General features: G+C 74.5%; 13 protein-coding genes and 1 pseudogene. 7 read left to right on the top strand and 7 right to left on the bottom strand.

Annotated elements, in window-relative coordinates; genetic code table 11:
- Positions 1 to 4 precede the first annotated feature (4 nt).
- The 3 genes from CPE01_RS15345 (at position 5) to CPE01_RS15335 (ending at position 1,497) form a co-directional block, all read left to right on the top strand.
- Positions 5 to 502, top strand: a complete 498-nt coding sequence (locus tag CPE01_RS15345; protein ID WP_186811583.1) for a septum formation family protein — start codon at positions 5 to 7, stop codon at positions 500 to 502.
- 73 nt (positions 503 to 575) lie between these two features.
- On the top strand, positions 576 to 965 hold the full coding sequence (locus CPE01_RS15340) for a DUF4280 domain-containing protein (RefSeq protein WP_146807679.1): 390 nt from the start codon (positions 576 to 578) through the stop codon (positions 963 to 965).
- A 61-nt stretch (positions 966 to 1,026) separates the two neighbouring features.
- The gene (locus CPE01_RS15335; protein ID WP_246783989.1) at positions 1,027 to 1,497 is read left to right on the top strand and encodes a hypothetical protein; all 471 of its coding nucleotides are present in this window, start codon (positions 1,027 to 1,029) and stop codon (positions 1,495 to 1,497) included.
- Positions 1,498 to 1,514: 17 nt separating this feature from the next.
- On the opposite strand, the gene CPE01_RS15330 is transcribed toward CPE01_RS15335, so the two are convergent.
- The 4 genes from CPE01_RS15330 to CPE01_RS16550 form a co-directional block, all read right to left on the bottom strand.
- Positions 1,515 to 2,330, bottom strand: coding sequence for a hypothetical protein (locus CPE01_RS15330; protein WP_146807678.1), 816 nt, complete (start codon positions 2,328 to 2,330; stop codon positions 1,515 to 1,517).
- Between the two features lie 115 nt (positions 2,331 to 2,445).
- The gene (locus tag CPE01_RS15325; protein WP_186811582.1) at positions 2,446 to 2,985 is read right to left on the bottom strand and encodes a type III secretion system chaperone family protein; all 540 of its coding nucleotides are present in this window, start codon (positions 2,983 to 2,985) and stop codon (positions 2,446 to 2,448) included.
- Positions 2,982 to 6,164: an eCIS core domain-containing protein gene (locus tag CPE01_RS15320; protein ID WP_146807676.1), complete on the bottom strand. Its 3,183-nt coding sequence runs from the start codon at positions 6,162 to 6,164 to the stop codon at positions 2,982 to 2,984. Before CPE01_RS15320 ends, CPE01_RS15325 begins: the two co-directional genes overlap by 4 nt.
- 187 nt (positions 6,165 to 6,351) lie before the next feature.
- The gene (locus CPE01_RS16550) at positions 6,352 to 8,280 is read right to left on the bottom strand and encodes an AAA family ATPase (protein ID WP_222592950.1); all 1,929 of its coding nucleotides are present in this window, start codon (positions 8,278 to 8,280) and stop codon (positions 6,352 to 6,354) included.
- Between the two features lie 301 nt (positions 8,281 to 8,581).
- On the opposite strand from CPE01_RS16550, the gene CPE01_RS15310 reads away from it, so the two are divergent.
- The 4 genes from CPE01_RS15310 to CPE01_RS15295 all read left to right on the top strand — a co-directional run bounded on the left by CPE01_RS15310 (position 8,582) and on the right by CPE01_RS15295 (position 19,996).
- The gene (locus CPE01_RS15310; protein WP_146807675.1) at positions 8,582 to 9,145 is read left to right on the top strand and encodes a Pvc16 family protein; all 564 of its coding nucleotides are present in this window, start codon (positions 8,582 to 8,584) and stop codon (positions 9,143 to 9,145) included.
- A complete protein-coding gene (locus CPE01_RS15305) occupies positions 9,142 to 11,355 on the top strand; it encodes a carboxypeptidase-like regulatory domain-containing protein (protein WP_146807674.1) in 2,214 nt (737 codons plus the stop codon). The genes CPE01_RS15310 and CPE01_RS15305 overlap by 4 nt, the downstream gene beginning before the upstream one ends.
- Position 11,356: 1 nt before the next feature.
- On the top strand, positions 11,357 to 13,876 hold the full coding sequence (locus tag CPE01_RS15300) for a carboxypeptidase regulatory-like domain-containing protein (RefSeq protein WP_146807673.1): 2,520 nt from the start codon (positions 11,357 to 11,359) through the stop codon (positions 13,874 to 13,876).
- A gap of 66 nt (positions 13,877 to 13,942) precedes the next feature.
- The gene (locus CPE01_RS15295) at positions 13,943 to 19,996 is read left to right on the top strand and encodes a carboxypeptidase regulatory-like domain-containing protein (protein ID WP_146807672.1); all 6,054 of its coding nucleotides are present in this window, start codon (positions 13,943 to 13,945) and stop codon (positions 19,994 to 19,996) included.
- Positions 19,997 to 20,082: 86 nt separating this feature from the next.
- On the opposite strand, the gene CPE01_RS15290 is transcribed toward CPE01_RS15295, so the two are convergent.
- The 3 genes and pseudogenes from CPE01_RS15290 to CPE01_RS15280 all read right to left on the bottom strand — a co-directional run bounded on the left by CPE01_RS15290 (position 20,083) and on the right by CPE01_RS15280 (position 21,669).
- Positions 20,083 to 21,126 (bottom strand): HipA domain-containing protein, encoded by a 1,044-nt coding sequence (locus CPE01_RS15290; RefSeq protein ID WP_186811580.1) that lies wholly within the window; start codon positions 21,124 to 21,126, stop codon positions 20,083 to 20,085.
- A pseudogene (locus CPE01_RS17045) lies at positions 21,119 to 21,409 on the bottom strand (HipA N-terminal domain-containing protein); the annotation flags it as partial. The pseudogene CPE01_RS17045 and the gene CPE01_RS15290, both read right to left, overlap by 8 nt.
- Entirely contained in the window at positions 21,406 to 21,669 is a 264-nt protein-coding gene (locus tag CPE01_RS15280; RefSeq protein WP_146807670.1) for a helix-turn-helix domain-containing protein, read from the bottom strand. The gene CPE01_RS15280 and the pseudogene CPE01_RS17045, both read right to left, overlap by 4 nt.
- Between the last annotated feature and the right edge of the window lie 103 nt (positions 21,670 to 21,772).

The following is a 21,772-nucleotide window of genomic DNA, read 5'->3' as shown; positions in this document are numbered from 1 at the left end:
GTCCGTGCAGGTCGCAGGCTCGCTGCCGCGCGCGCTGCTCGGCGCGGCGGCGCTCGCGCTCGTCCTCGGCGGCTGCTCGTTCTTCGACCGCGGGGAGGACACCGAGGACCGCTCGGTGTTCGACGTCGCGGTGGGGGAGTGCTTCCGGGCACCCGAGGACATCACGGTCGAGCTCACCGAGCTGTCGCAGGTCCCGTGCACCGAGCCGCACGAGCAGGAGGCGTACGCGCTCGTCACGTACGCGGACTCCTCCGCGACGACGAAGGCGAGCGGAGCGGCGTCCTTCCCGGGCGTCGAGGCGCTCACCGCGTTCGCGCAGGGTGCGTGCGCGGAGGAGTTCGAGGACTACGTAGGCGTCGACTACCGCGACTCGCGGCTGTGGTTCACCTACCTGCTGCCGTCCGCGCGCGGGTGGGAGCAGGACGCCGACCGCACGACGCTGTGCTTCATCACGACGACCGGTGAGCAGCTCACGCGGTCCGTGGCCGGCACGGGGTGGTGACCGCGGCAGCACGACGAGCCCGCGGCGCGATCCGCGACCGGCTCACGACCAGGCAGGCAGAAGGGGCACGACGATGAGCAAGCCCGCAGCGACCTCCACGGCCCTCATGCTCTGCTCGTTCGGCGTCGCGCCGGCGTCGCTCAACGTGCTCCCGACGAGCGGCGTCCTCATCGAGGGCAAACCCGCCGCGACGATCACCGACTCGGCACCCATGCTCAACGTCCCGCCGTTCGGCATGTGCACGTCCCTGGCGAACCCCACGGTCGCGGCCGCGACCGCCGCCGCGATGGGCGTCCTGACGCCCATGCCGTGCATCCCGGCGACGACGCCGTGGGTCAACGGCGCGACGCAGACCCTGATCGGCGGCAAGCCCGCGCTCACGCTCGGCGCGCAGTGCACGTGCGCGAACGGCGGTGTCATCCAGATCCTCAACCCGGGCTCGATGACCACGCTCGAGGGCTGACCGCACCCGTTCGGGATCTCGGCGTGCGCCGGGTGCGCCGACGAGATGGCACGCTGGTCCCGTGACGTTCTGGCGACGACGAGAGCGCGTGCCGCTCATGCTCACCGGCGGCTTCCACGCGAGCGAGGCCCCCGCGCTGCAGCGCGCGATCGTCCAGGCGCTCGGCGCCGACCGCGCGCGCGGCGTGCCCGTGCAGGCCGAGCTCGAGATCGTGCGCGGCCGCGGCGAGCACCTCGCGGTCGTGTGGCGCAACGCGATCGTCGGCTTCGTGCCGCCCGACGAGGCCGTGACCCTGGCCCCGCAGCTCCCGCCGGCGCGCTCGCGTGAGGTGACGATCGTCGACGGGTCCGTGTTCCCCGTCGTGCACCAGCCGCCGCAGCCCGGGGCCGACAAGCGCGGCGTGCTGTGGCGCATCTGGGTCGGCCGGGTACCCGACGAGATCCCGCCCGTGCCCGACGGCTTCGACCAGCTCGACGTCCCGGAGACCAAGATCCTCGGCGTCCCGGTGAGTCGCCTGCGCGACGCGCCCTGAGCGGCGCCCGGCCCGACCTACCACCTGTCGTTGCGGTTGCCGCCTCCCTCGTACCTCCTGCCGCCGCCGTACCCGCCGCCTCCGTACCGGTCGCGGTCACGGTCGCCGTACCGGTCGTCGCCATACCGGTCGTCGCGGTACCGGTCGTCGCGGTACCGGTCGTCGCGGTAGCGGTCGTCGCGATCCCGGTCGTCGCGGTCGCGGTCGTCGTACCCGCCGCGGTAGCGGTCGCCGCGACCCCGGTCGTAGGGGCCGCGGGGCGACCAGGAGGCGCGGGGCCGGTCGCGCATCTGACCCCCGCGACCACGCCCGCCCTCGCCGGCGATCGTGACGTGGCCGTTGTTGCCCGTCCACACGTCGTCCGGGGCGGAGCGCCGCTCGAAGTTGGCCACGACTGCGCCGGAGGCCGACTTGGTGGTCGGCCCGCGGTAGCGGCGCAGCTTGTCCTTGCTGACCAGCACGGTCTTGCCAGGACCCCAGTTCTCGTGCTCGTAGTCGGCGCCGACCCACTGCTCGCCCGCCTCGTCGACGACGCGGCGCGACGCGGTGCCGATCCCGAAGTTGCCGCGGCCGACCCGGGCGGCGTCCACGATGGCGTCGGCGTCGAGCTCGGCCGGCTCCCGCTCCGGGCTCCCCGAGCGTTCGCGGCGACGCTCCTGGAGGCGGTCGATCGGACGTCCCTGCGGGTGCTCGCCGGGCCGGTCGTCGCCGCGCACGGGCGCGATGACCGGTGCGGGCAGTCGCGCCGGGCTGCGGGGCCGGTCGCGACGGCGTTCGCCCTGGTCGTCGGCCCGTGCGGGACCGATCCTCGGCGCAGGCTGCTGGTCGGCCATGGCCCCTCCTGGCGTCAGGCGCGCGTCCGGTTCATCCGAAGCGTCCCGAGTCCCGGGCGCGCGGACAACCGCATTCGCTACGCAAGTCCGCCCGAGGTGGCCGGCCGTCGAGGGCCTAGCCGTCGAGGAGCGAGCCGTCGAGGACCGAGCCGTCGAGGGTGGCGCGGTACGCGTCGGCGGCCGCCTGGGCCGCGGGCGTGCCGGTGAGGACCGCGTCGAGGGCGGGGGTGTACGTGGTCAGGGCGTCCTCGGCCTCGGTGAGGGCGGCCACGAGCAGGTGGCGCAGGGCCTGGTCGGGTGGGTCGAGGGGGCCGAGCGTGAGTGCGGATCGGGCCGCGACGGTACCGCGCGCCAGGTCGAGCTCGAGCGCGGCGACGAACAGGTCGGCGTTCGCACGCACGACGAGCTCGGCGACCGCGGGCAGGCGGTCGGCGGGCACGTTCGTCGGCCGGACGGCGTAGAACGTGACGGCACGCGCGTCGGGGCGGACCAGGGCCAGGACCCGGCCGCCGGCCACGTCGGAGGCGACGTCGACCGTGCGGGCGGCGGCGTCGGGCGTCGCGGTGCGGCCGGAGTCGACGAGCGCGGCGACGACGCGCGCGAAGAACAGGTCGTCGTCCGTCAGGTCGCCGGGTCCGCTCGTGGGCGCGCTCACGGCTGGGCCGGTGCGGTCGGGGCCGGGGCGGGCGTCGTCGAGCTCGACCCGCCGGTCTTCTTCTCCCGGAGCGCGTCGCGCAGGAACGCGATCCAGCCGGGGGAGTTGCGGCGCGGTGTGCGGGCGAGCTCGGCCTCGAGGTCCTTGACCGTGAGCCCGTCGAGGAACGCCTCGCACTGCGCGTCGGTCGCGTTCTCGGGCAGCTCGTGCGAGCCGACGGCGCAGGCGACGCCGGTCGGCAGCGCCTCGACGCCCTCGTAGACCTCGGTGCGGGCCTTGAGCATGCCCCGCTTCTCGGAGCTCAGCGTCATGCGCAGCTGCCAGAAGATCCCGCGGTCACCCTTGGTGTTGGCGCCGAGCTTGCCCTGGCCCGCGAGGGCGTTGCGCTGCTGGCGCAGCTCACCGGCCTCGCGCCAGCCGTCGCGCAGCGACGCGCCCTTGCCGGTGACCTGGTCGAGCTGCGCCTTGAGGTCGTCGAACACGCCCTGCGGGTCCGCCTCGACGTTCATGCCGGCCAGCACGGTCTCGCGGATCCGCAGCAGCAGCGCGTCGTTCGACGTGGACGTGAGGTCGTCCGTCTCGGGCGCCTTCGGGTCCACGGGCTTGCGGGGCTTGGGCTTGATCTGCGCGACGTAGTCGCGGGTGATCGGCTTGCCGTCGATCCGGTAGTTCGCGAGGAACGCGAGCGCCACCGCGTCGCCCTGGGCGGCGCGCATGACGATGCCGTCGACCGCCATCTTCGGGTGCTTCTTGAGCTCGTCCTCGGCCGCGCCCTCGAGGTGCAGCACCGCCGACTCCTTCTGCGCGCGCTTGGCCTGCGTCGCGAGCACCTTGTCGGCGATGTAGTGCGCGAGCGAGTGCAGCTTGTCGACGACGGCCGCGGACGCCTTGATCGCGGCCGGGATCCCGAAGCCGCCCGCGGACGCGACCTGCGCGACCGACAGCGAGAAGTCGAGGACCGAGGCGCCGAGCGTCCAGCAGCTCTGCTCGAGCTGCTTGGTGTAGACCTGCGAGACCTTCATGAGCGGGTACACCATGACGTTGACCTGGTCGGTCGAGCCCGCGCGCGCCTCGAACATCGCGTTGTCGGTCTCGTGCTGGCGCATGCCGGACGTCGCGACGTCCGTCACGCCGCTGACCATCGCGAGCGCGGACGTCACGATGTCGAGCCCCGGCACGACCGCCTTGACGCCGCTCGCGACGCTCGAGTCGATGGTCTTGGCGAGGTTCGCGGCCTCCTTGGACGCGTTCACCAGGCCGGTGAGCATCGCGCTGCCGGACTTGGCGGCCTTGAGCCCCTCGTACGGGTCGTTCGTCGTCCACGACGCCTCGATCTGCTGCGCCATGCCGAGCGCGGACTGCACCGCGCTGAACAGCGACGAGAGGATCGACGTGACGTTGCCGATGCCCGCTGACGCCTTGGTCGCGTCGGAGGTCGGCAGGTTCTTGTCGACCTCGTCGCGCTGCCCGGCCTTGCGCATCTTGTCGGCCTTCGCGCCCGTCGTGTACGCCTCGCCCACGCCCAGCGGATCGAGGAGCTTCGGCACGGGCGACGACGGGTCGTCGTCCTTCGGCAGGTGCTGGCGCAGCTCGTCGTCCTTCTTGCCGCCGACCTTGCCCGCGATGCCGCCGCCCACCTTGTCGATGCCGGTCATGGCCAGGCCGCCGTACTTCCCGACCGTCTCGAGGGTCTCCCCGACCTTCGTGCCGACCGGCGCCGACTCGGTCTGCGGGGTCAGGCGCTGGGACGGGTCGAGCAGCATGAGGTTCGCCTTGACGTTCTCGGCGTCCCGCTCCGCCTGGCGCGTGCGCGCTGCGCCGCGCCGCGCGGCGGCCATCCACGCGGCCTGGTCGAGCGGTCCGTCCTTCGGCGGCAGCTCGGCGAGCGCCTCCGGGCCCAGGCCCGCGAGCACCCGCTCGCGCGCCTCCTCCATGACCAGGAACTCGCTCGCATCCGGGTCGGCGGTGAGCAGCTCGTCCCGGACGACGACCATGCGGTCGTAGAGCTTCTCGACCGTCGCCGGGAGCATGCGCTCCTTGACGACCTCGGCGTCGCGCTGGGTCGCGGTCTCGCCGGGCTGCGCACCGCTGCGAGCCGTGCGGACCTGCGCGACGAGCACCTCGGCCGGCGTCTCACGCGCCGGGCGGTACTTCGTCAGGTCCGGGTACTCGACGTACCAGACCTGCTGGAAGACCAGCCTGGCGCGCTCGTCGTCGGACCCGCCGAGGCCCTTGCTCTGCATCTCCTCGAACACGGCGAACTCGCGCTCCCGGGCCTCGGACATGCGCGTGTAGAGGTCCGTGACCTTCGCCTGGGCGGCCTCGCGGCCGCCCGCGTAGACCTCGTCCCGGTGCTGCGCGCGCGCCTGCACGCCCTCGGCGCGCGACTGCGAGAGCTGCGCCTTCTCCGTCTTCTCGGTCTTCTTGCTCTTCTTGACGGCCTCCGCCTCGGCCTTCTCCTCGGCCTTCTTGCGGTCCTTGTCCGCCTGCTCCGCGGGCGTGAGCTTCTTGCTCCACGGCCAGCGGTGCACCGCCGGGCCGCCCTCGGTGACCACGTGCGCGATCTCGTGCGCGAGCATCCGCTCGCCCATGGGGGAGTCCGGTGCGAAGCGACCGGCCCCGAAGAAGATGTCCGAACCCGTCGTGAACGCGTCCGCCGAGATCGACGCCGACAGCGCGGCCGCGTCGGGGCCGTCGTGCACGCGCACGTGCCCGAGCCCGGTGCCGAATGCCGTCTCCATGCGTCGTCGCACCCCGCCCGGCAGCGGCGCACCGCCGCCGCGCCGCGACTCGATGCGCGAGGTCGTCGACGCGTCCAGGTCGCCGCCCTCGTAGCCGACGGTCGGCGCAGCGCCCGAGCCGCCCGACGCGGCGGGTGCAGCGGAGCGGCGCAGGTGGCCGCAGCCCGGGTCGTGCCGGTGCGCCTCGGGCGACGAGCTGAGCCGGGACAGCGCCGCGTCGGCGAGCGCGTCCGCCGCGTGCTCGGCGGGGTCGGCCGCGTGCCCGACGGTCAGGGTCCGCGCGGCGGTCCCGACCCCGGAGACGGGTGCGGGGACGAGCGGCTCGGCGGACCGGCGCACGGGCGCCTCGGTGGTGGTGTCGGCGGGCGTCGCCGTGGCCAGCGCTGCGGTCGGGTCCTCGGTCGCGGGGACGGGGACGCGGGCGTGGTGCGAGCTCAAGCTGGCCTCCGGGGGGAACGTGGCCGTCGCGGGAAGGTCCGGGCCGGTGCGCGGGGACGCACGCCTGCCCGGCTCAGCCTGACGCGGCACGCCGAGCCGGGGCATCGGCAATCGCTACCGAACTGCGGACGTGATCCAACGGCCAGCCCCCTGGTGCGCGGCCGCCCCGCGGCGTCCGACGACCGCGTCAGTCGTCGGGCCAGTCCGGGTGGCTGATGCGGCGGCCGAGCTTGGCGACCTCGCGCGCGGCGGCCTGCCGCAGGTCGCGCATGCCGACCGGCCGGCGCTCGGCGACCGCGTCGTAGGCGGCGGCCAGCACGATGTTGCGGATATCGCCGCCCGCGAGCTCGAGCGAACGCGCGAGCAGGTCGACGTCGACCGGGTCGTCGGGGTCGGTCGTCGGGAGCTGCGCCAGGTGGTGCCGCCACAGGTGCGCGCGCGTGGCCTCGTCGGGGTCGGGGAAGTGGACCATGAAGTGCAGGCGCCGCGCGAAGGCGGGGTCGAGGTTGCCGCGCAGGTTCGTCGCGAGGATCGTCACGCCCTCGGAGGACTCCATGCGCTGCAGCAGGTAGGAGACCTCCTGGTTGGCGTACCGGTCGCGCGCGTCGTTGACGGCCGAGCGTGACCCGAACAGCGAGTCCGCCTCGTCGAAGAACAGCACCGCACCGAGCGACTCGGCGTGCGCGAACACGCGCTCGAGGTTCTTCTCGGTCTCCCCGATGTACTTGTCGACCACCGCGGACAGGTCCACCTGGTAGAGGTCCGCGCCGAGCGAGTCGGCGACGACGTGCGCGGCGAGCGTCTTGCCCGTGCCGGGGCTGCCGGAGAACAGCGCCGTGATGCCGGTGCCCTTGCCGCCCTTGCCGTGCAGCGTGCCGAGCGCGAGCACGTCGTCGCGGTCCCGCACCCAGCCGACGAGGCGCTCGACCTCGCGTCGCGTGCGGGGCGGCAGGACGAGGTCGTCGAGCGTCGCGCCCGCACCGTCCGACGACGCGCGCGACGACCCGCTGGTCGACAGCCGGCGCGCGGCGGCGCGCACGGTGGGGCCGTCGGGGACGTGCCGGCCGACGAGCTGCGCGTCGGCCAGGGCGCGACGGGCCACCGTGTCGATCTGCTCGGGCGCGAGGCGCAGCGCGAGCACGTCGCGCGTCGCGACGCCGGCACCGAGCATGCGGTCCCACTGCTCGGCGCGGCCCTGCGTCGTGAGCCGCCCGGCGCGCACGTGCGCGGGCAGCGCCGACCCCCACCGCGCGTCCCACGCGGTGCGTCCGACGGCGACGACGGGCACGACCGCGGCGTCGAGCTCGGCGAGGTGCACGCCCGCCAGGTGCGCGCCCGCGAGCACGAGCACCGCGCCGGACAGGCCGGCCTCGAGTGCGAGGTCGCGCACGGCCTGGCGCACGGTGAGCGGGTCGAGCGGCGCCTCGGGCGCCGTGGGCAGGAGCTCGAGGTCGCCGACGAGCACGTCGACGTCCGCCGACCGGCACGCCGCCACGGCCGCCGACGTCCCCGCGGTGCCGAGCGGCGCGTGCACCCACACGAGCGGCTCGCCCGCGCGCAGCGCGTCCGCGATCGCGTCGGCCCCGGGCGCCTCGGCGGGCACGGGCCGCACCAGCAGGCGCGCGACGTGCGGGGGCGGTGCGGTCACACCGAGCAGGCGCGCGGCCACGCGTTCGGGCAGGCGCAGCCGCCGCGCCGGGAGCGGGTCGTCGCCGTCGAGCTCGAGCAGGCCCGTGCGGCGCAGCGCGCCCGCGGCGGACAGCCGGGTGCGCGCGCCCGGGTCGCCCGCGGACGCCCCCGCGAGCTCGAGCGCGAGCGCGACCGTGGGCCGCGCGGCGCCCGCGTCCCCCGAGAGCACGCCCGTCAGCAGGTGCGCGCTGGGGTGCAGCTCGGCGAGCTGCGCGACCGCGAGCAGCACGCGCGCCTGCTCGTCGAGACCGAACAGCTGCGCGACGTCCTCGAGCGCGTCGTCGGCCGCCGTGAGCCCACGGGCGTCGGCGAGGAAGGCGCGCAGCGCGGCCGGGGCGGGGCCGGGTGCGCCGTCGGCGACGAGCTCGGCGCGGCGACCGACCGCGACCTCGAGCGCCGCCCGCACGCGCGCGCCTGTCGTCGTCATCGCACTCCCCGGTGGTCCTGGTGCGAGGCCGCGCGCAGGTGCGTCCGGCGTCGCTCGTCGGGCCCGATCATGCCGCCGGACCAGCCCGGACGGAACCTCGAACGGGCCTGTGGGAGGCAACATCGGTAGCGATTACCGATGCCGCCCGCGGCACCCCGCTCCTAGCGTCAGGTGACCTGGTTCTGCCAGGCGCTGGTCGCGCGCGCGGGGGTCGACGCCGCCGCCGATCGGGCGTGCACCCGCCGGTGCACCGCAGGTCCCGACGTCGGCGCCCGCGCGCACACACGGAGGGGAGTCGCAGATGCTGATCCCCACGATCGACGACGGGCTCGAACGGCTTCTGCGCGCCGCGCTGCCGCTGCCGGAGGACGTGGGCGACATCTCGTTCGACCCGCCGTCCGGCACCTGGTCCGCGCAGGTCAACCGGCTCACGGTGAACCTGTTCCTGTACCAGGTCAACCGCAGCGCGCAGCAGCCGCGCCCCTCGGCGAACCGTCCCGGCGAGCGCGGCACCGAGCGCCGGTTCCCGCTGCCGATCGTCCAGCTCGGGTACCTCGTCAGCGCGTGGGCCGGCTCGCCGCGCGACGAGCACAGCCTGCTCGGCGACGTCCTGACGTGCTTCCTCGTTCATCAGGTGCTGCCGTCCGAGCACCTCGTGCGGCCCCCGGCGTCGCCCGTGCAGCTCACGGTCGCGGGCGACGAGCCGGCCCGCTCGCGTGAGCTGTGGTCGTCGCTCGGCGGGCAGATGAAGGCGTCGTTCACCGTGACCGCGCTCGTCGCCGCCGACGCCTACCAGTGGGAGCTCGCGCCCCCGCTGGTCACGTCCGTCGAACCCGTCACGACCCGGCTGGGCGCCCGTCCATGAGAGTCAGCAGCACGGTCGACCGGCTCGACGTGGTGCCGGGCGGCTCGGGTGTGGTGCCGCTCGAGGTGGTCAACACCTCGGAGGTCATCGAGTCGCTGCAGGTGCGCGCCCTGGGCGTGCCCGAGGCGAGCCTCCTGGCCGAGCCGGAGGCGCTCGCGCTGTTCCCCGACGCCGTGGGCGCCCTGACGCTCACCGTCGGGCTGCCGCCCACGTTCCCCGCCGGGACGTACCCGGTGACGTTCGTCGTCGCGGGCCGTGCGCCGGGTGGCCGCGAGGCGTACCACGACGTCGACCTCGTCGTGCCGGCCCGCCCGGCGCTGCGCCTCGACGCGACGCCGACGATCGTGCGCACGCGCGGGCGCGCGGCGTTCACGCTCCAGGTCCACAATGACGGCAACGTGCCGCTCGACGTCGCGCTGCGCACGCAGGACGGCGACCGCACGGTCCGCACGACGATCACGCCGTCGACCCTCGCGGTGCCGCCGGGCGGCATCGGCACGGCGACCCTGCTGGCGAAGGGCCCGCGCCAGCTCCTCGGCAGCGACCGCGACCGCGCGGTCAGGGTGCTCGCCGAGGCGACCGACGTCGAGGCCGCCCTCGACCTGCTGCTGCGGCAGCGCTCGACGATCAGCCGCGGCCTCATGACCGCGCTGATCCTGCTCGCGATCGTCGCCGCATGGGCGCTCGCGTTCCTGCTCGGCACCAAGCAGGTGCTCGGCGCCGACCCGTACACGAAGGTCGCGCCCGCGTCGTTCTTCGCCGCGACCCAGGCGGAGGGCAGCGCGGCGGTCGACGCGGGCGGCACCCCGGCGGGCTCGCTCGCGAAGGACGGCCCGCTGCCCGCGGGCGTGGGCGCGACGGTGTCGGGGACGGTCGTGAGCGCCGCGGACGGGCAGGGCGTCGGGCGGGTCACGGTCGTCGCGCAGCGCCAGGGTCGCGACGGGCTCGTGCCGGTGTCGTCGGCCGCGACGCAGGCCGACGGCACGTACACGATCTCCGGGCTGTTCCCGGGCGCGTACCTCCTGCAGGTGGTCGAGGACGGCTACGACGAGGTCTGGTACCCGCGCGCGGTCTCCGAGCTGTCCGCGGAGCCGGTCGAGGCGGTCGCCCGTGAGGCGCGTGAGGGCACCGACCTGACGATCACCGGGCACCCCGCGACGCTCGCTGGGCAGGTCGTCGTGGGCGAGGAGGAGGACGTCGCGATCACCGTGACCGCGCGTCCCGCGTGGAGCGGCGCCGACCCGGCGCAGCAGTGGGAGACCACCGCGGACGCCGACGGCGCGTACTCGTTCGCCGACCTTCCTGCGCCCGGGACCTACGAGCTCACGTTCGTCGCCGAGGGCTACCAGCCGACGACGACGACCGAGCGCGTGCTCGGCGGGCAGGAGCGGTTCGCGCTCGACGTGCGGCTGGGCGCGGGCACGGGCTCGATCGCGGGCCTCGTGACCGACGGCAGCACGCCGCTCGGCGGCGTGAAGGTCAGCACGACGATCGACGGCAAGGAGCTCGTCGTCGGGACGCCGACGGTCGGCGCGGTCGGGCAGTTCGTGCTGCCGAACCTGCCGACGCCCGCCACGTACGTGCTGACGTTCAGCAAGGACGGCTTCGGGACGACGACCGAGGTGGTCGCGCTCGGCCCGGGCGAGCTGCGGACGGACCTGTCGGTCGCGCTGCGCGGCGGCACCGGCACGGTCACCGGGCTCGTGCGGGACTCCGCGGGCAACGGGCTCGGGGGCGTCACGGTCTCGGCGGGCGGCGCGGAGTCGGGCGCCACGACGACCACGCTGACCGCGGGGACCGTCGGGCAGTTCACGCTCACGGGTCTGCGCACGGGCAGCGCGGTCACGCTCACGTTCGTCAAGCCCGGGTACCAGCCGGTCACCGTGCCCGTCACCATCCCCGCGAGCGGCCCCGCGGACCCCGTCTCCGTCACGCTGCCGTCGGCGGTCGGCACGCTCACGGGACGCGTCACGCAGGGCAGCAGCGGCGTGGTCGATGCGACCGTCCGGGCGACCGACGGCACGCTCGTGCGCAGCACGACGACCACGCAGGACGGCGCCTACGGCTCGGGCACCTACGTGCTGCCGGACCTGCCCGCGGGCACCTACACGGTCACGGTCCTCGTCGGCGACGACGTGGTCGCGGCCTCCGTGGTCGAGGTCGCGGGCGGCAGCGACCCGACCGAGGCGCACCTGCCGGTGGGTGGGTGACGTGCGACTCGACATCGACCCCCGCCGGCTCGTCGTGCAGCCGGGCGTGCCCGCGACGTTCGTCGCGACGGTCACGAACACGTCCGCCCTGATCGCGGGGTACTCGGTCCGCGTGCTCGGCGCCGACCCGTCGTGGGTGCGGCTCGACGAGCCCGAGCTGCGGCTGTTCCCCGACGAGACGTCCGCGGTCGTCGTGACCCTGACGCTGCCCGAGGGCGTGCCCGCGGGCGAGCGCCGCGTCGCGCTGCAGCTGCGGGACCTGGCCGACGACGGCGCGATCGCGGTGCAGGACGTCGTGCTCGACGTGCCACCCGCGCCCCGCACGAGCCTCAGGCTCGACCCGCCGACCGTGACCGCGGGTGCCGCGGGCGTGTTCTCGGTCGTCGTGCACAACGAGGGCAACACGCAGCAGGTGGGCCGGGTCGTGGCGCGCGACCCCGAGGCCGCGACCGAGTTCACCTTCCGACCGGCGACGTTCGACGTCCCGCCCGGCCAGAGCGTCGCGCTCGCGCTGCAGGCCCGCGCCCGGCGACCGTTCGTCGGCGACCCGCGGATGCGGCCGTTCGAGCTGCGGCTCGACGGCCCGACCGCCCCGCCGCCCGACGCCCCGCCCGCAGCGGCCGGCGTGTTCGTGCAGAAGCCGCGGTTCGCGCGCGGCGTCCTCGCGCTGCTGGGCCTGCTGCTCGCGCTGACGACGTTCGCGGTCGTCGTGACGATCGCGCTCAGCTCGGTCGTCGGACGGTCCGCGGCCGACCGCAACCTCGCGCTGCAGGTCGCCCAGGCCCGCAACCAGCAGGTCGCGACGGGCACGTCGACGCTGACCGGCTCGGTCACGGACCTGTCGACGGGCCAGGGCGTCGCGGACGTGTCGGTCGAGGCGTTCGGCGAGGACCCCGCACAGCCGATCCTCACGCGGGCCACCGCCGACGACGGCACGTTCGTGCTCGCGCAGCTCCCGGCGGGCGAGTACACGCTGCGCGTGCGCGGCGCCGGGTTCGACGAGACCTGGTACCCGGCCGCGCCCACGCAGGGCGACGCGCAGCCCGTGGCCGTGCAGACCGGGCAGTCGGTGGACGGGCTGACGCTGCTCGTCGGGGGCGTCCCGGCGACGCTCGCGGGCACGGTGACGGGGACCGACGTCGCGGGCGCGATCCTCACCGTCGAGCTGCCGCTGGACACCGGGCCGCTCGCGGGGACCCCGCCCGAGCCGGGCGAGGCGCCGGCGGTCCCGACGTCCGGCGCGGTCGTGCGCACCGTGCCCGTCGGCGCGGAGGGGACGTTCGAGATCGAGGACCTGCCCTCGCCGGGCGTGTACGACCTGGTGGTCGCGAAGGACGGGTTCGCGTCCTCGGTGCAGCGGGTCGACGTCGCCGCGGGTGAGGACCGCAGCGGTGTGCGGCTCGCGCTCGTGCAGGGCGACGGCTCGATCACGGGCACGGTCTCGGGCTTCGCGGGTCCCGTCGCGGGGGCGACCGTCACGGCGACGAGCGGGCAGGTCGTGGTCGAGACCGTCTCGCTGACCCAGGACGAGGTCGGCTCGTTCGTGCTGCGCGGCCTGCCGACGCCCGCGGCGTACACGGTCGTGGTGTCCGCCGACGGCTTCGCGCCCGCGACCCTCAACCTCACCCTCACGCAGGCGCAGGCGCTCACGGGCGTCGACGTGGTGCTGGGCCGCGACGAGGCGACGCTCGGCGGGCTCGTGCAGGTCGCCGGCGGGCGGGCCGACGGGGTCGACGTCACCGTGACCGACGGCGCGCTCACGCTGCAGACCGTCACGCAGTCGACCGACCCGGTCGGCACCTGGAGCCTGAGCGGGCTGCGCGTGCCCAGCACGTACACCGTGACGTTCTCGCGCGCCGACCTCGAGTCGCAGGTGCTCTCGGTGAGCATCGACGCGTTCGGCACCGTGACCGCGGGAGCGTCGTCGGCCACGTCGGTCGACGTGACGATGCGGCAGGCGACCGCGTCGATCGTCGGGGTGGTGCGGCAGCCGTCCGTCCAGGACGGGACGCCGAAGCCCGTGGGCAACGTCCGCGTCACCGTGAGCTCCGGCAGCACGCAGCGCGTGGTCTACACCGCGACGACGCCCGCGAAGAAGGCTGGCTCGTACCACGTCGACGGCCTCGAGCCGGGCACGTACACGGTCACCTTCTCGCGGGCCGGGACGCGCGCGACCTCCGAGATCGTCGTGCTCGCCGCCGCGGAGACGAGGGACGTCTCGCCCGACCTGGTGGCGCCCGCGCGCATCACCGGGACGGTCACGTACGCGAACGGCGACAAGGGCGCCGGCCTGGCGGTCCTGCTGTACCGCGCGTCGGAGTACGGGACGGCGGCCGGCCCGGTCATGACGACGACCACGGACGACGACGGGGCATTCACGTTCGCGGACGTGGACGCGCCCGAGAACTACCTCATCGAGGTCCGCGTGACCGCCGACGGCAGCGTCCTGGCGACCACACCGCCGCTCACCCTCGGGGCCAGCGACCAGCTCGACCAGCCCATCCGGATCCGGAACACCTGACGTCCGGATCCCGCACTGACCCCCGCACGACCCGCCCTGACCACGACGAATCACGAGGAGCTGCGCATGGCGAAGTCACCGCGTCCCGCACGCGTCGCGACCTCGGTGCTCGTCGAGCCCGGTGCGCACGCGACCCCGGGCGACGTCGCCTTCCTACGGGTCCACGCGCGCAACGTCACGACGAGCACGCGCGACCTGACCATCTCGGTCGTCGGGCTCGAGGGCGGCTGGCTGCCCGCCCCCGTGAGCGTGCCCGGCGTCGTGCCGGACGCGACCGTGAGCGTCGAGCTCCCGCTGCTGCCGCCGGTGGGCGCCGCACCCGGTGACTACCCGTTCGTCGTCGCGGTCGAGTCGGTGGCGACACCCCCGGCCCCCGACGACCGCGCGACCACGCTGGCCGACGGCTCGCTGCGCGTCGACGGCGTCAGCGGGCTGCTGCTGTCGGTCGAGCCCGCCGAGACCACGGGTGTGCGCTCGAGCCGCGTGCAGGTGGTCCTCGCGAACACCGGCGACCGTCCCGCGCGGGTCGAGCTCGACGCGCACGGCGACGCCGTCGAGCGCGGGTTCGTGCGCCTCGACGCGCGCTCGCTCGAGGTCGGGCCCCACCAGAGCGTGCGCATCGGCGCCCGGGCGGGCGTCGCGCGGGCGCGAGTGTTCGGCGCCAGGCGCCGCACGGCGTTCCACGTGACCGCGACCGGTGACCGCGCGCCGCAGCGCGCCGACGGCGTCTTCACGGCACGCGCGGTGCTGCCCGGCTCGCTCCTGCGCGCGACCGCCGTGCTGGGCGTCGCGGTGCTGTGGGTGGGGATGGTGCTCGCGGCGCTGCCGTGGCTGTCCGACCAGTTCTCCGACTCGGGCCGCAGCGTCGACGAGCAGTCCGGCCCGAAGACCCCCACGCCGGACGCGACCGACGGTGCCGGCGGGGCCGGCACCGATCCGGGTGCGGGCTCCGGCGGGGCCGGTGGCGGTGGCGGCGACGGTGGCGCCGGCGGTGGAGCGGACGGCACGGGCGAGGACGAGGGCGTGCGCGTGTCGGGCGTCGTGACGTCGAGCGACCCGTCGTCGGTCACGGTCCAGGTGGTCCCGGCGGGGGCGTTGCCTGCCTCGGCCGAGCAGAGCGCCTCGTCGGGTGGCAACACGTCGGGAGACAGCACGTCGGGCGAGAGCTCGTCGGGCGACGGCACGACCACCGGCTCGTCGTCGGGCTCGTCGGGCTCGTCGGGCGACGCGGTGGTCCGGCAGGCCGGGTACGTGCGGGGCGACGCGGCGAGGGCCGAGCGCGCGGTGTCGGACGTGGTCGCCGACGCAGCACCCGTCGGGAAGATCTCGGGCCTCGCGCTGCCCGTCGAGCGCACGGACGTCGCGAGCCAGCGCCGCACGACGACGACCGGCGTGGACGGCTCGTGGGCGTTCGCGGGGCTGTCGCCCACCGGCCGCTACCTGCTGACGTTCGCGAAGGCCGGCTACGAGACGCAGCGGTTCTGGGTCACGGGCGCGGAGGCCGCGGCGGCGCCGCTCGAGCTCGCGCTCACGCCCGGCCGCGGCCGCCTCTCCGGGATGGTGACCGGTCCGTCCGGCCCCGCGGGCGGCGTGCTGCTGACGATCTCGGACGGCACGACGACGATCACGACGCGTACCGCGACGACGGGCGCCGTGGGCCGGTGGGCGGTCGACGGCCTCTCGACGCCCAGCACGTACCTGGTCACGGCCTCGTCGGACACGCTCGGTGCGCAGTCGACGCTCGTGACGCTGCCCGCGGCCGGCTCGGCGACCCGGAACCTGACGCTGCGCGCGGGTGTCGCCTCGCTCGCCGGGACCGTCTCGGGCAAGGACGCTCACGGCGGCCAGGGCGGGCTCGGCGGCGTGCGGGTCACCGCGCGTGCGGGTGACGTGGAGCGGTCCGCGACCACCGTGACGGGCTCGCGCCGCGGCACGTTCGTGCTGCCGGACCTGCCCGTCCCCGGCCGGTACACCCTCACGTTCGAGGCGGACGGCTACGCGACGCAGACGCGGCGCGTCGACCTGACGCCGAGCGGGCTCGACGAGCTCGGCGTCACGCTCGCGTCGATCGGCGGCACGGTCAACGGCACGACGAAGGACGAGAAGGGCCGGGCGGTCGGCGCCGTGGGACTCACGCTCACGGGGACCGCCGGGACGTTCAAGACGATGTCGTCGACGGACGCCCAGGGCACGTACCGGTTCGACGGCATCCCCGCGGGCGACTACACGCTCGTCGGCGAGGCGTTCGGCCACCAGCCGGACTCGGCGCAGGTGACCGTCGTCGGGTCGCAGCCCGCGAGCGCCCACCTGGTGCTGCACACGCTCGAGGGCGACGGGCTCGAGGCGACGTCCCGGATCGTCGGACGTGCGACGGACGCGGGGACCGGCGCCCGGATCACGTGCCCCCACCTGCTGCCGGGGGAGAAGTGCGAGGTCACGGTCTCGACGGAGGTCCGCGCGCCCGGCGAGCCGACCCGGACCGTCACCGTGACGTCGACGCCGGACAAGCCGTACGAGCTGCCCGGCAAGGGCAAGCCGGGCCTCTACCCGGGGCTGTACCGGCTGACCGTCTCCGCACCCGGCTACGAGCCCGCGACCGTGGACGTCACGGTCCCGATGGGCCAGCTCGTGGAGGCGGCGACCGTCGCGCTGTACCCGTCGCCGTCGATCGTCGGCTCGGTCGGCGCGCGCATCGGCGTGGTGCCGACCGAGACGTGCATCGTCGCCGTGCCCGCGCCGGGCACCGCACCCGGCAGCGACCCGTGCCGTCCCGTCGACGGTGAGTGCGAGACCGACGAGGGTGCGTGCGCGTTCATCGGGCTCAACGGCTCGTACGAGATCGACCGCCTCAGCGCGGGCGGCTACACCGTCCACGTGATCCCGCCGCCGAGCTCGGACTACGTGCGGCCCGACCCCGTCACGGTCACCCTGACCCCCGGCGACGTCAAGCGCGTCGACTGGGTGCTCGACCGCCTGGGCGTGCTGATCGTGTCCGTGTACTCGACCGACGGCACGGGTGCGATCCAGCCTGCCGACGGCGCGGTGGTGACGGCCACGGACGGCACCACGTCGCGCACGGCGACCGCGGCGGACGGCGTCGCGCGCGTGACGGGGCTTCCGCGCGGCACGTACACGGTCACCGCGACGGCCGTGAGCGGTCAGACGGGCGAGGCCACGGGCGTGCAGGTGGGCCTCAACCAGGAGGTCCAGACGCAGGTCGTGCTCACGCGCGCGACCGCGGACGTCACGATGCGCGTCGTGACGCTGCTCGGCGGGTCCAGCGAGACGCCGGTGCAGAACGCCAAGGTCACCGTGTCGGGCGTGACCGGCTACCGCGGCGTCGTCCCCGTGCAGTCCACGGGCGTGCCGTCCGCGACGACGACCTCGGCCGGGCGGTTCACGGTGTGCACGGCGGCCAGCGGTTGCCCGACCACCTCGGACGTCACACCTCTCGCGCTCGTCGAGAACCGCATGGACGTGCGCGTCACCGCCGACGGCTACGAGCCGTTCGCCCAGAACGGCATCGACACGACGACGACGGCGCCGATCACGCTCACCCCGATCGGGCGGCCGTTCACGGGACAGGTCGAGCTCGTCGGGTCGACGACCCCAGCCACGGAGTACGGACGCGTGACGTTCACCGTGACCAAGGCACCGCCGGGTGTCGGGCAGATCTCGATCAGCGCCACCACCACCGGCGGTCTGAGCTGGAACGACTCGCAGCAGCCGGTCGGCAGCGGCCTGATCCGGCCAGGCACCTACGAGGTCACGGCGTCGTTGGGCGGCTACCTGCCGGACACGCAGGAGATCGTGGTCCTGCCCAACCAGCCGGCGCCACCGCTCGAGCTGTCGCTGCGCCGGTTCGGTCTGCTGCGCATCGAGACCCGGGTGGAGGGCACGGACCTGAGCGTCTTCGACACCGTCATCACGGTGACCCGCAACGGGACCGCGGACCGGCGCACCGCGCTGCCCGGCAACGAGTTCGTCGACTTCGGCGAGTACGCGCCCGGCACCTACCCGGTCGAGGTCCGGGCGGCGGGCTTCGCACGGTTCACGGGCACGATCGTCGTCGAACCCGGCCAGGACGTCGACGCACCGGAGATCCTGCGGCTCACCCGGCTGGGCACGATCCAGGGCGCGGTGCGGGCGCAGATCACGACGATGCTCGTGCAGGAGGTCGGCGACGCGCTCGTCTCGGGGCGTGGGCCGTCCAACGAGGTCCTCACGACGACGACCGCGGCGAACGGCACGTACTCGCTCACGGGCACCGTCGAGACCGCCGGCCTCAACCAGGGCGACTGGGCCCTCACGGCGAGCGCCTCCGGCTACCGCGCACCGACCGGCGGCGGCGACACGCTGACCGTGCCCGTCACCCCGGGAGGCGTGACCGTCACCGACCAGGACCTCTGGCTCGACCCGGAGCCCGCGTCGCTCACGCTGTTCGCGACCAACCAGGGCCAACCCGCCGCGGGGCTGACGGTCCGGCTCACGTACAACGACGGCAGCGTCCCGCCGCCCGCGGCGATCCCGCCGACGTGCGCGGGCCCGGTCACCGAGGCCGGTCCGTGCCAGGGCACGGCCGGGGGCACGTACGTGTTCCGCGGCCTCAAGCCGCTGACGTACACGCTGACGATCTCCGGCGACGGCTTCTCACCGCTGTCCATGCCGGTGACGATCGTCGCGGGCCGCAGCCAGCAGATGACGGTGCCCGTCACCGCGCCGAACGGCTCGATCCAGGGCCTCGTCCAGCTGCAGGCGGCGGACGGCAGCATGACGAACGTCGGCGGGGCGGAGGTCACGCTCGACCCGGCGGACCCCGACGCGGACCCGCGCACCGCGACGACGGGCACCGACGGCCGTTACCGCTTCCCGACGGTCCCGGCCGGCTCGTACACGCTGAGCGTGTCCCGGGACGGGTTGTCCGCGAACCGCGTCGTCGTGCTGCAACCCGGCGACGGGCTCGTCGTCGACCTGGTCCTGACGGTGCGCACGTTCTCGCTCACGGTGACCGTCAACTCGACGTCCGACCTGACGGGTGCGCTGGTCGACGTGTCGAGCGGGACGACGACACGCGCGGCACAGCCCGTGGTCAGGTCGGCCACCAACCGCTTCACGACGACGTTCTCGCAGCTACCCGCGGGCGTGTGGACCGTGACCTTGTCGGGGCCGGCCGGGCACCTCGGCGTGTGGACGCAGGACGTGACGATCACCGCCGCGGACCAGACGGCGACGTTCACCGTGTCCGAGACGCAGGTGCGGCTGCGTGCGACGTCTGCGGCGACCTCGCCGCCCGGCACGGTCGCGGCGACCCTCGACCCGACGGACGGCGACCCGCGTGACGTCACCCTGTCCGTCGGCGGCAGCGACACGGTGCTGTGGATGCCCGCGACGGGCGGCACCGTGACCGCGAGCGTGTCGGGCGGCTGGGGGGTGACGGTCGCCCCCGCGACCATCCCGTCCGGCGTGCCGTTCCAGCTCGTCCTCGTCACGGTCGAGCCGGTCGCGACGACGATCGCCGTCACCAGCCCGAGCGGTCCGTCGACCGTCGACCTCGGCGACCCCGTCTCCGTCGGAGTGCGTGTCACCGCGGGCGGCAACCCGGTCACGGTGGGCCAGGCCAGGCTCGAACGCGACGACGGCGGCACGTGGACGACGGTCGCCACCGGCACGCTCGCGACGGGTGGCGCGAACGCGGGCACCGTGACGCTGTCGGGGAGCACCGCCGGCTGGCCCGGCGGAGCCACGAGCCTGCGCGTGCGCTACCTCGGGTCGGGCTCGTTCGCGGCGTCGAGCAACGTCGCCGTGCCGACCGTGACGATCGTGCTGCCGACGACGGTCGCGCTCACGGCGACCGCCACGGTGCTGACCGCGACCGTCTCGACGACCGCGACGGGCAACCCCGCGGGCACCATGGCGTTCCAGGTGCGCATCACCGGGACGTGGACGGACATCGCGGGCTGCACCGCGCGTCCGGTCTCAACGACGACGGGCATCGCGACGTGCACACCGTCCCCGGCGCTCGCGGCGGGCTCAGCGGTGCGCGCACGCTTCGTCGGCTCGTCGTCGACGTGGGCGTCCTCCGCCTGGGCCGAGGCCCAGACCCCCGCCGCCGGCCCCTGAGGTGCGGGCTCGACCGCGAGTCGCGGAACTGCGGGCTGAGCCGGAGGTGCACCGGCGACCCGGCGCGGGACCCCGGAGCCCGGGCTCTACGCTTGGCGCATCTGCGTTCTGGCGCTCGTGGCAGACCCGGACCCACGGACCGACTGCGACACCACGAGCTGGCAGAACTGCGCGACCGGGTCGAGCATGCGCGAGCGCAGGTCGCCGACTTCGAGGTCACCGTGCTCGGCCTCGGCAGCGAAGGCGTCCGTCATGGCGTCCGGGATGCGCTCGGCGAGGCTGACCACCCTGGCCGTGACGGCGTCCGGCTCGAGGTCGGCCTCGCGTGCGAACCGACGCCACCGGTCGAGGTCGATCTGGTCGAAGCGACGCCGGCCGCCGATCGCCATGGCTGACGTGCGTAGGCCGGTCTGGTTCGTGGAGTCGTACGGCAGGCCGGACGCGACGTCATAGAGCGGAGCGAGCCGCACGATGGTCTCGAGCAACAGGACCGAGTAGTTCTTCGCGTGGGCGTCGGGCGCCTGGATCAGGACGTTGAAAGCCAGCGCGTCGACGAAGGCGTCCAGGTTGTGCTGCCGGTCGGAGCGCGTGCTGCTGGCCCGCAACAGGTCGACGATCCGCACCGCCCGCGGACCACCGCCAGACTCGTACTTGTCGCCCGGGTAGGTGCCGGTGGCCTGGCACATGTCCTCCTGGTGGAGCCGGACGAGGTGACCGTCCCGGTCGCGGCGCCGGTCGTAGCGTTCGACGATGAGCGCCGACTCGGAGCCGAACCGCTCGAAGCTCGACTTCGCAGCTGAGAGGCCGGTCCGTCGGGCGGTCTGCAGGCTGATGTGCTCGTTGAGGGCCTGGGACCGGAAGCCGTCCACGCCTGGCTTGATGATGTGAGTCGTCGGCTCGGCGCCAGTGGCTTCGCACCACCTGTCGCCCTCGCGCCGGAGGGCGAACTTGGCCTGCGCGCCTGCCAGAGACCAGCGCTCTCGCGGGGGCGAGCCAGCTGGCGGCGGGGTTGGTGCGCAGCTCGACCAGGCGCCTCTCGATGTCGCGGTCGGTGACCGGTTGGAGCGTGCCGCTGCGCGCCAGGACGTCCGCGACCTCGTCCTCGGCGCAGAACTGCACTGCGCCGGCACAGTCCAGCCCCATGTTCGCCAGCATTGCGAACGGGTTGCGGGCAGACACGTCGAACTCGCGTGACATCGACTCCCGGGCGGACTCCCGCTCGGGAAGGAGCCCTTCCTGGAACGGGCCCACGACCCGCTGGCCGAATGGGCCACCGCCGAGAGGCATGCTCAGTGAGACCGGTGTGGTGCCTGGGTCGTCGTGGCACGTCAGTCGGTGCTGCCCGCCCTGGGTCTGCTCAAGGTCGGCGACGTGCTGTCCGTACAGCAGCACGGCCAGTTGCCGGCTGCTCATAGGTCACCCAGAAGGTCGGTGAGCTCGTTCGAGCGGCGCCGCGCGGGGGTGACGCTGAGGTCGAGCCCGAGCGCGTCGAGCGTGTCGAGGATCTTCCCCAGCTCGGCCCGCTCCGACTTCCCCTGCTCGAGCGAGATAAGCCATCGCCTGCTGACCCCGGCCCGTTCGGCCAGTTGCGCCTGCGTGAGTCCTTCCCGCCTGCGGGCGCTCAGGATTGTGGCCCCGATCTGGGCAGGCGTGGAGAGCGCAATGCCAGCCATGAAGTGATCGTACGTGCACCTTCGAGCAGATGTGCAAGGACGGTAACATCCGGCCCGTGTGCAAGCTCGCTTACATGTGCGCCCCGCCTCCGTGGCAGGCGCT

It is taken from the genome of Cellulomonas persica (assembly GCF_007989825.1).
GTDB classification, from domain to species: Bacteria; Actinomycetota; Actinomycetes; order Actinomycetales; family Cellulomonadaceae; genus Cellulomonas; species Cellulomonas persica.
Note: the sequence above shows the minus strand (reverse complement) of the source record. Positions and strands in the feature narration are given on the sequence as shown.

Bases quoted from the DNA above. Each gene is read 5' to 3' on its own strand.
- CPE01_RS15340 (WP_146807679.1), top strand. From the start codon at position 576: ATGAGCAAGCCCGCAGCGACCTCCACGGCCCTCATGCTCTGCTCGTTC.
- CPE01_RS15330 (WP_146807678.1), bottom strand. From the start codon at position 2,330: ATGGCCGACCAGCAGCCTGCGCCGAGGATCGGTCCCGCACGGGCCGAC.
- CPE01_RS16550 (WP_222592950.1), bottom strand. From the start codon at position 8,280: ATGACGACGACAGGCGCGCGCGTGCGGGCGGCGCTCGAGGTCGCGGTC.
- CPE01_RS15310 (WP_146807675.1), top strand. From the start codon at position 8,582: ATGCTGATCCCCACGATCGACGACGGGCTCGAACGGCTTCTGCGCGCC.
- CPE01_RS15305 (WP_146807674.1), top strand. From the start codon at position 9,142: ATGAGAGTCAGCAGCACGGTCGACCGGCTCGACGTGGTGCCGGGCGGC.
- CPE01_RS15295 (WP_146807672.1), top strand. From the start codon at position 13,943: ATGGCGAAGTCACCGCGTCCCGCACGCGTCGCGACCTCGGTGCTCGTC.
- CPE01_RS15280 (WP_146807670.1), bottom strand. From the start codon at position 21,669: ATGGCTGGCATTGCGCTCTCCACGCCTGCCCAGATCGGGGCCACAATC.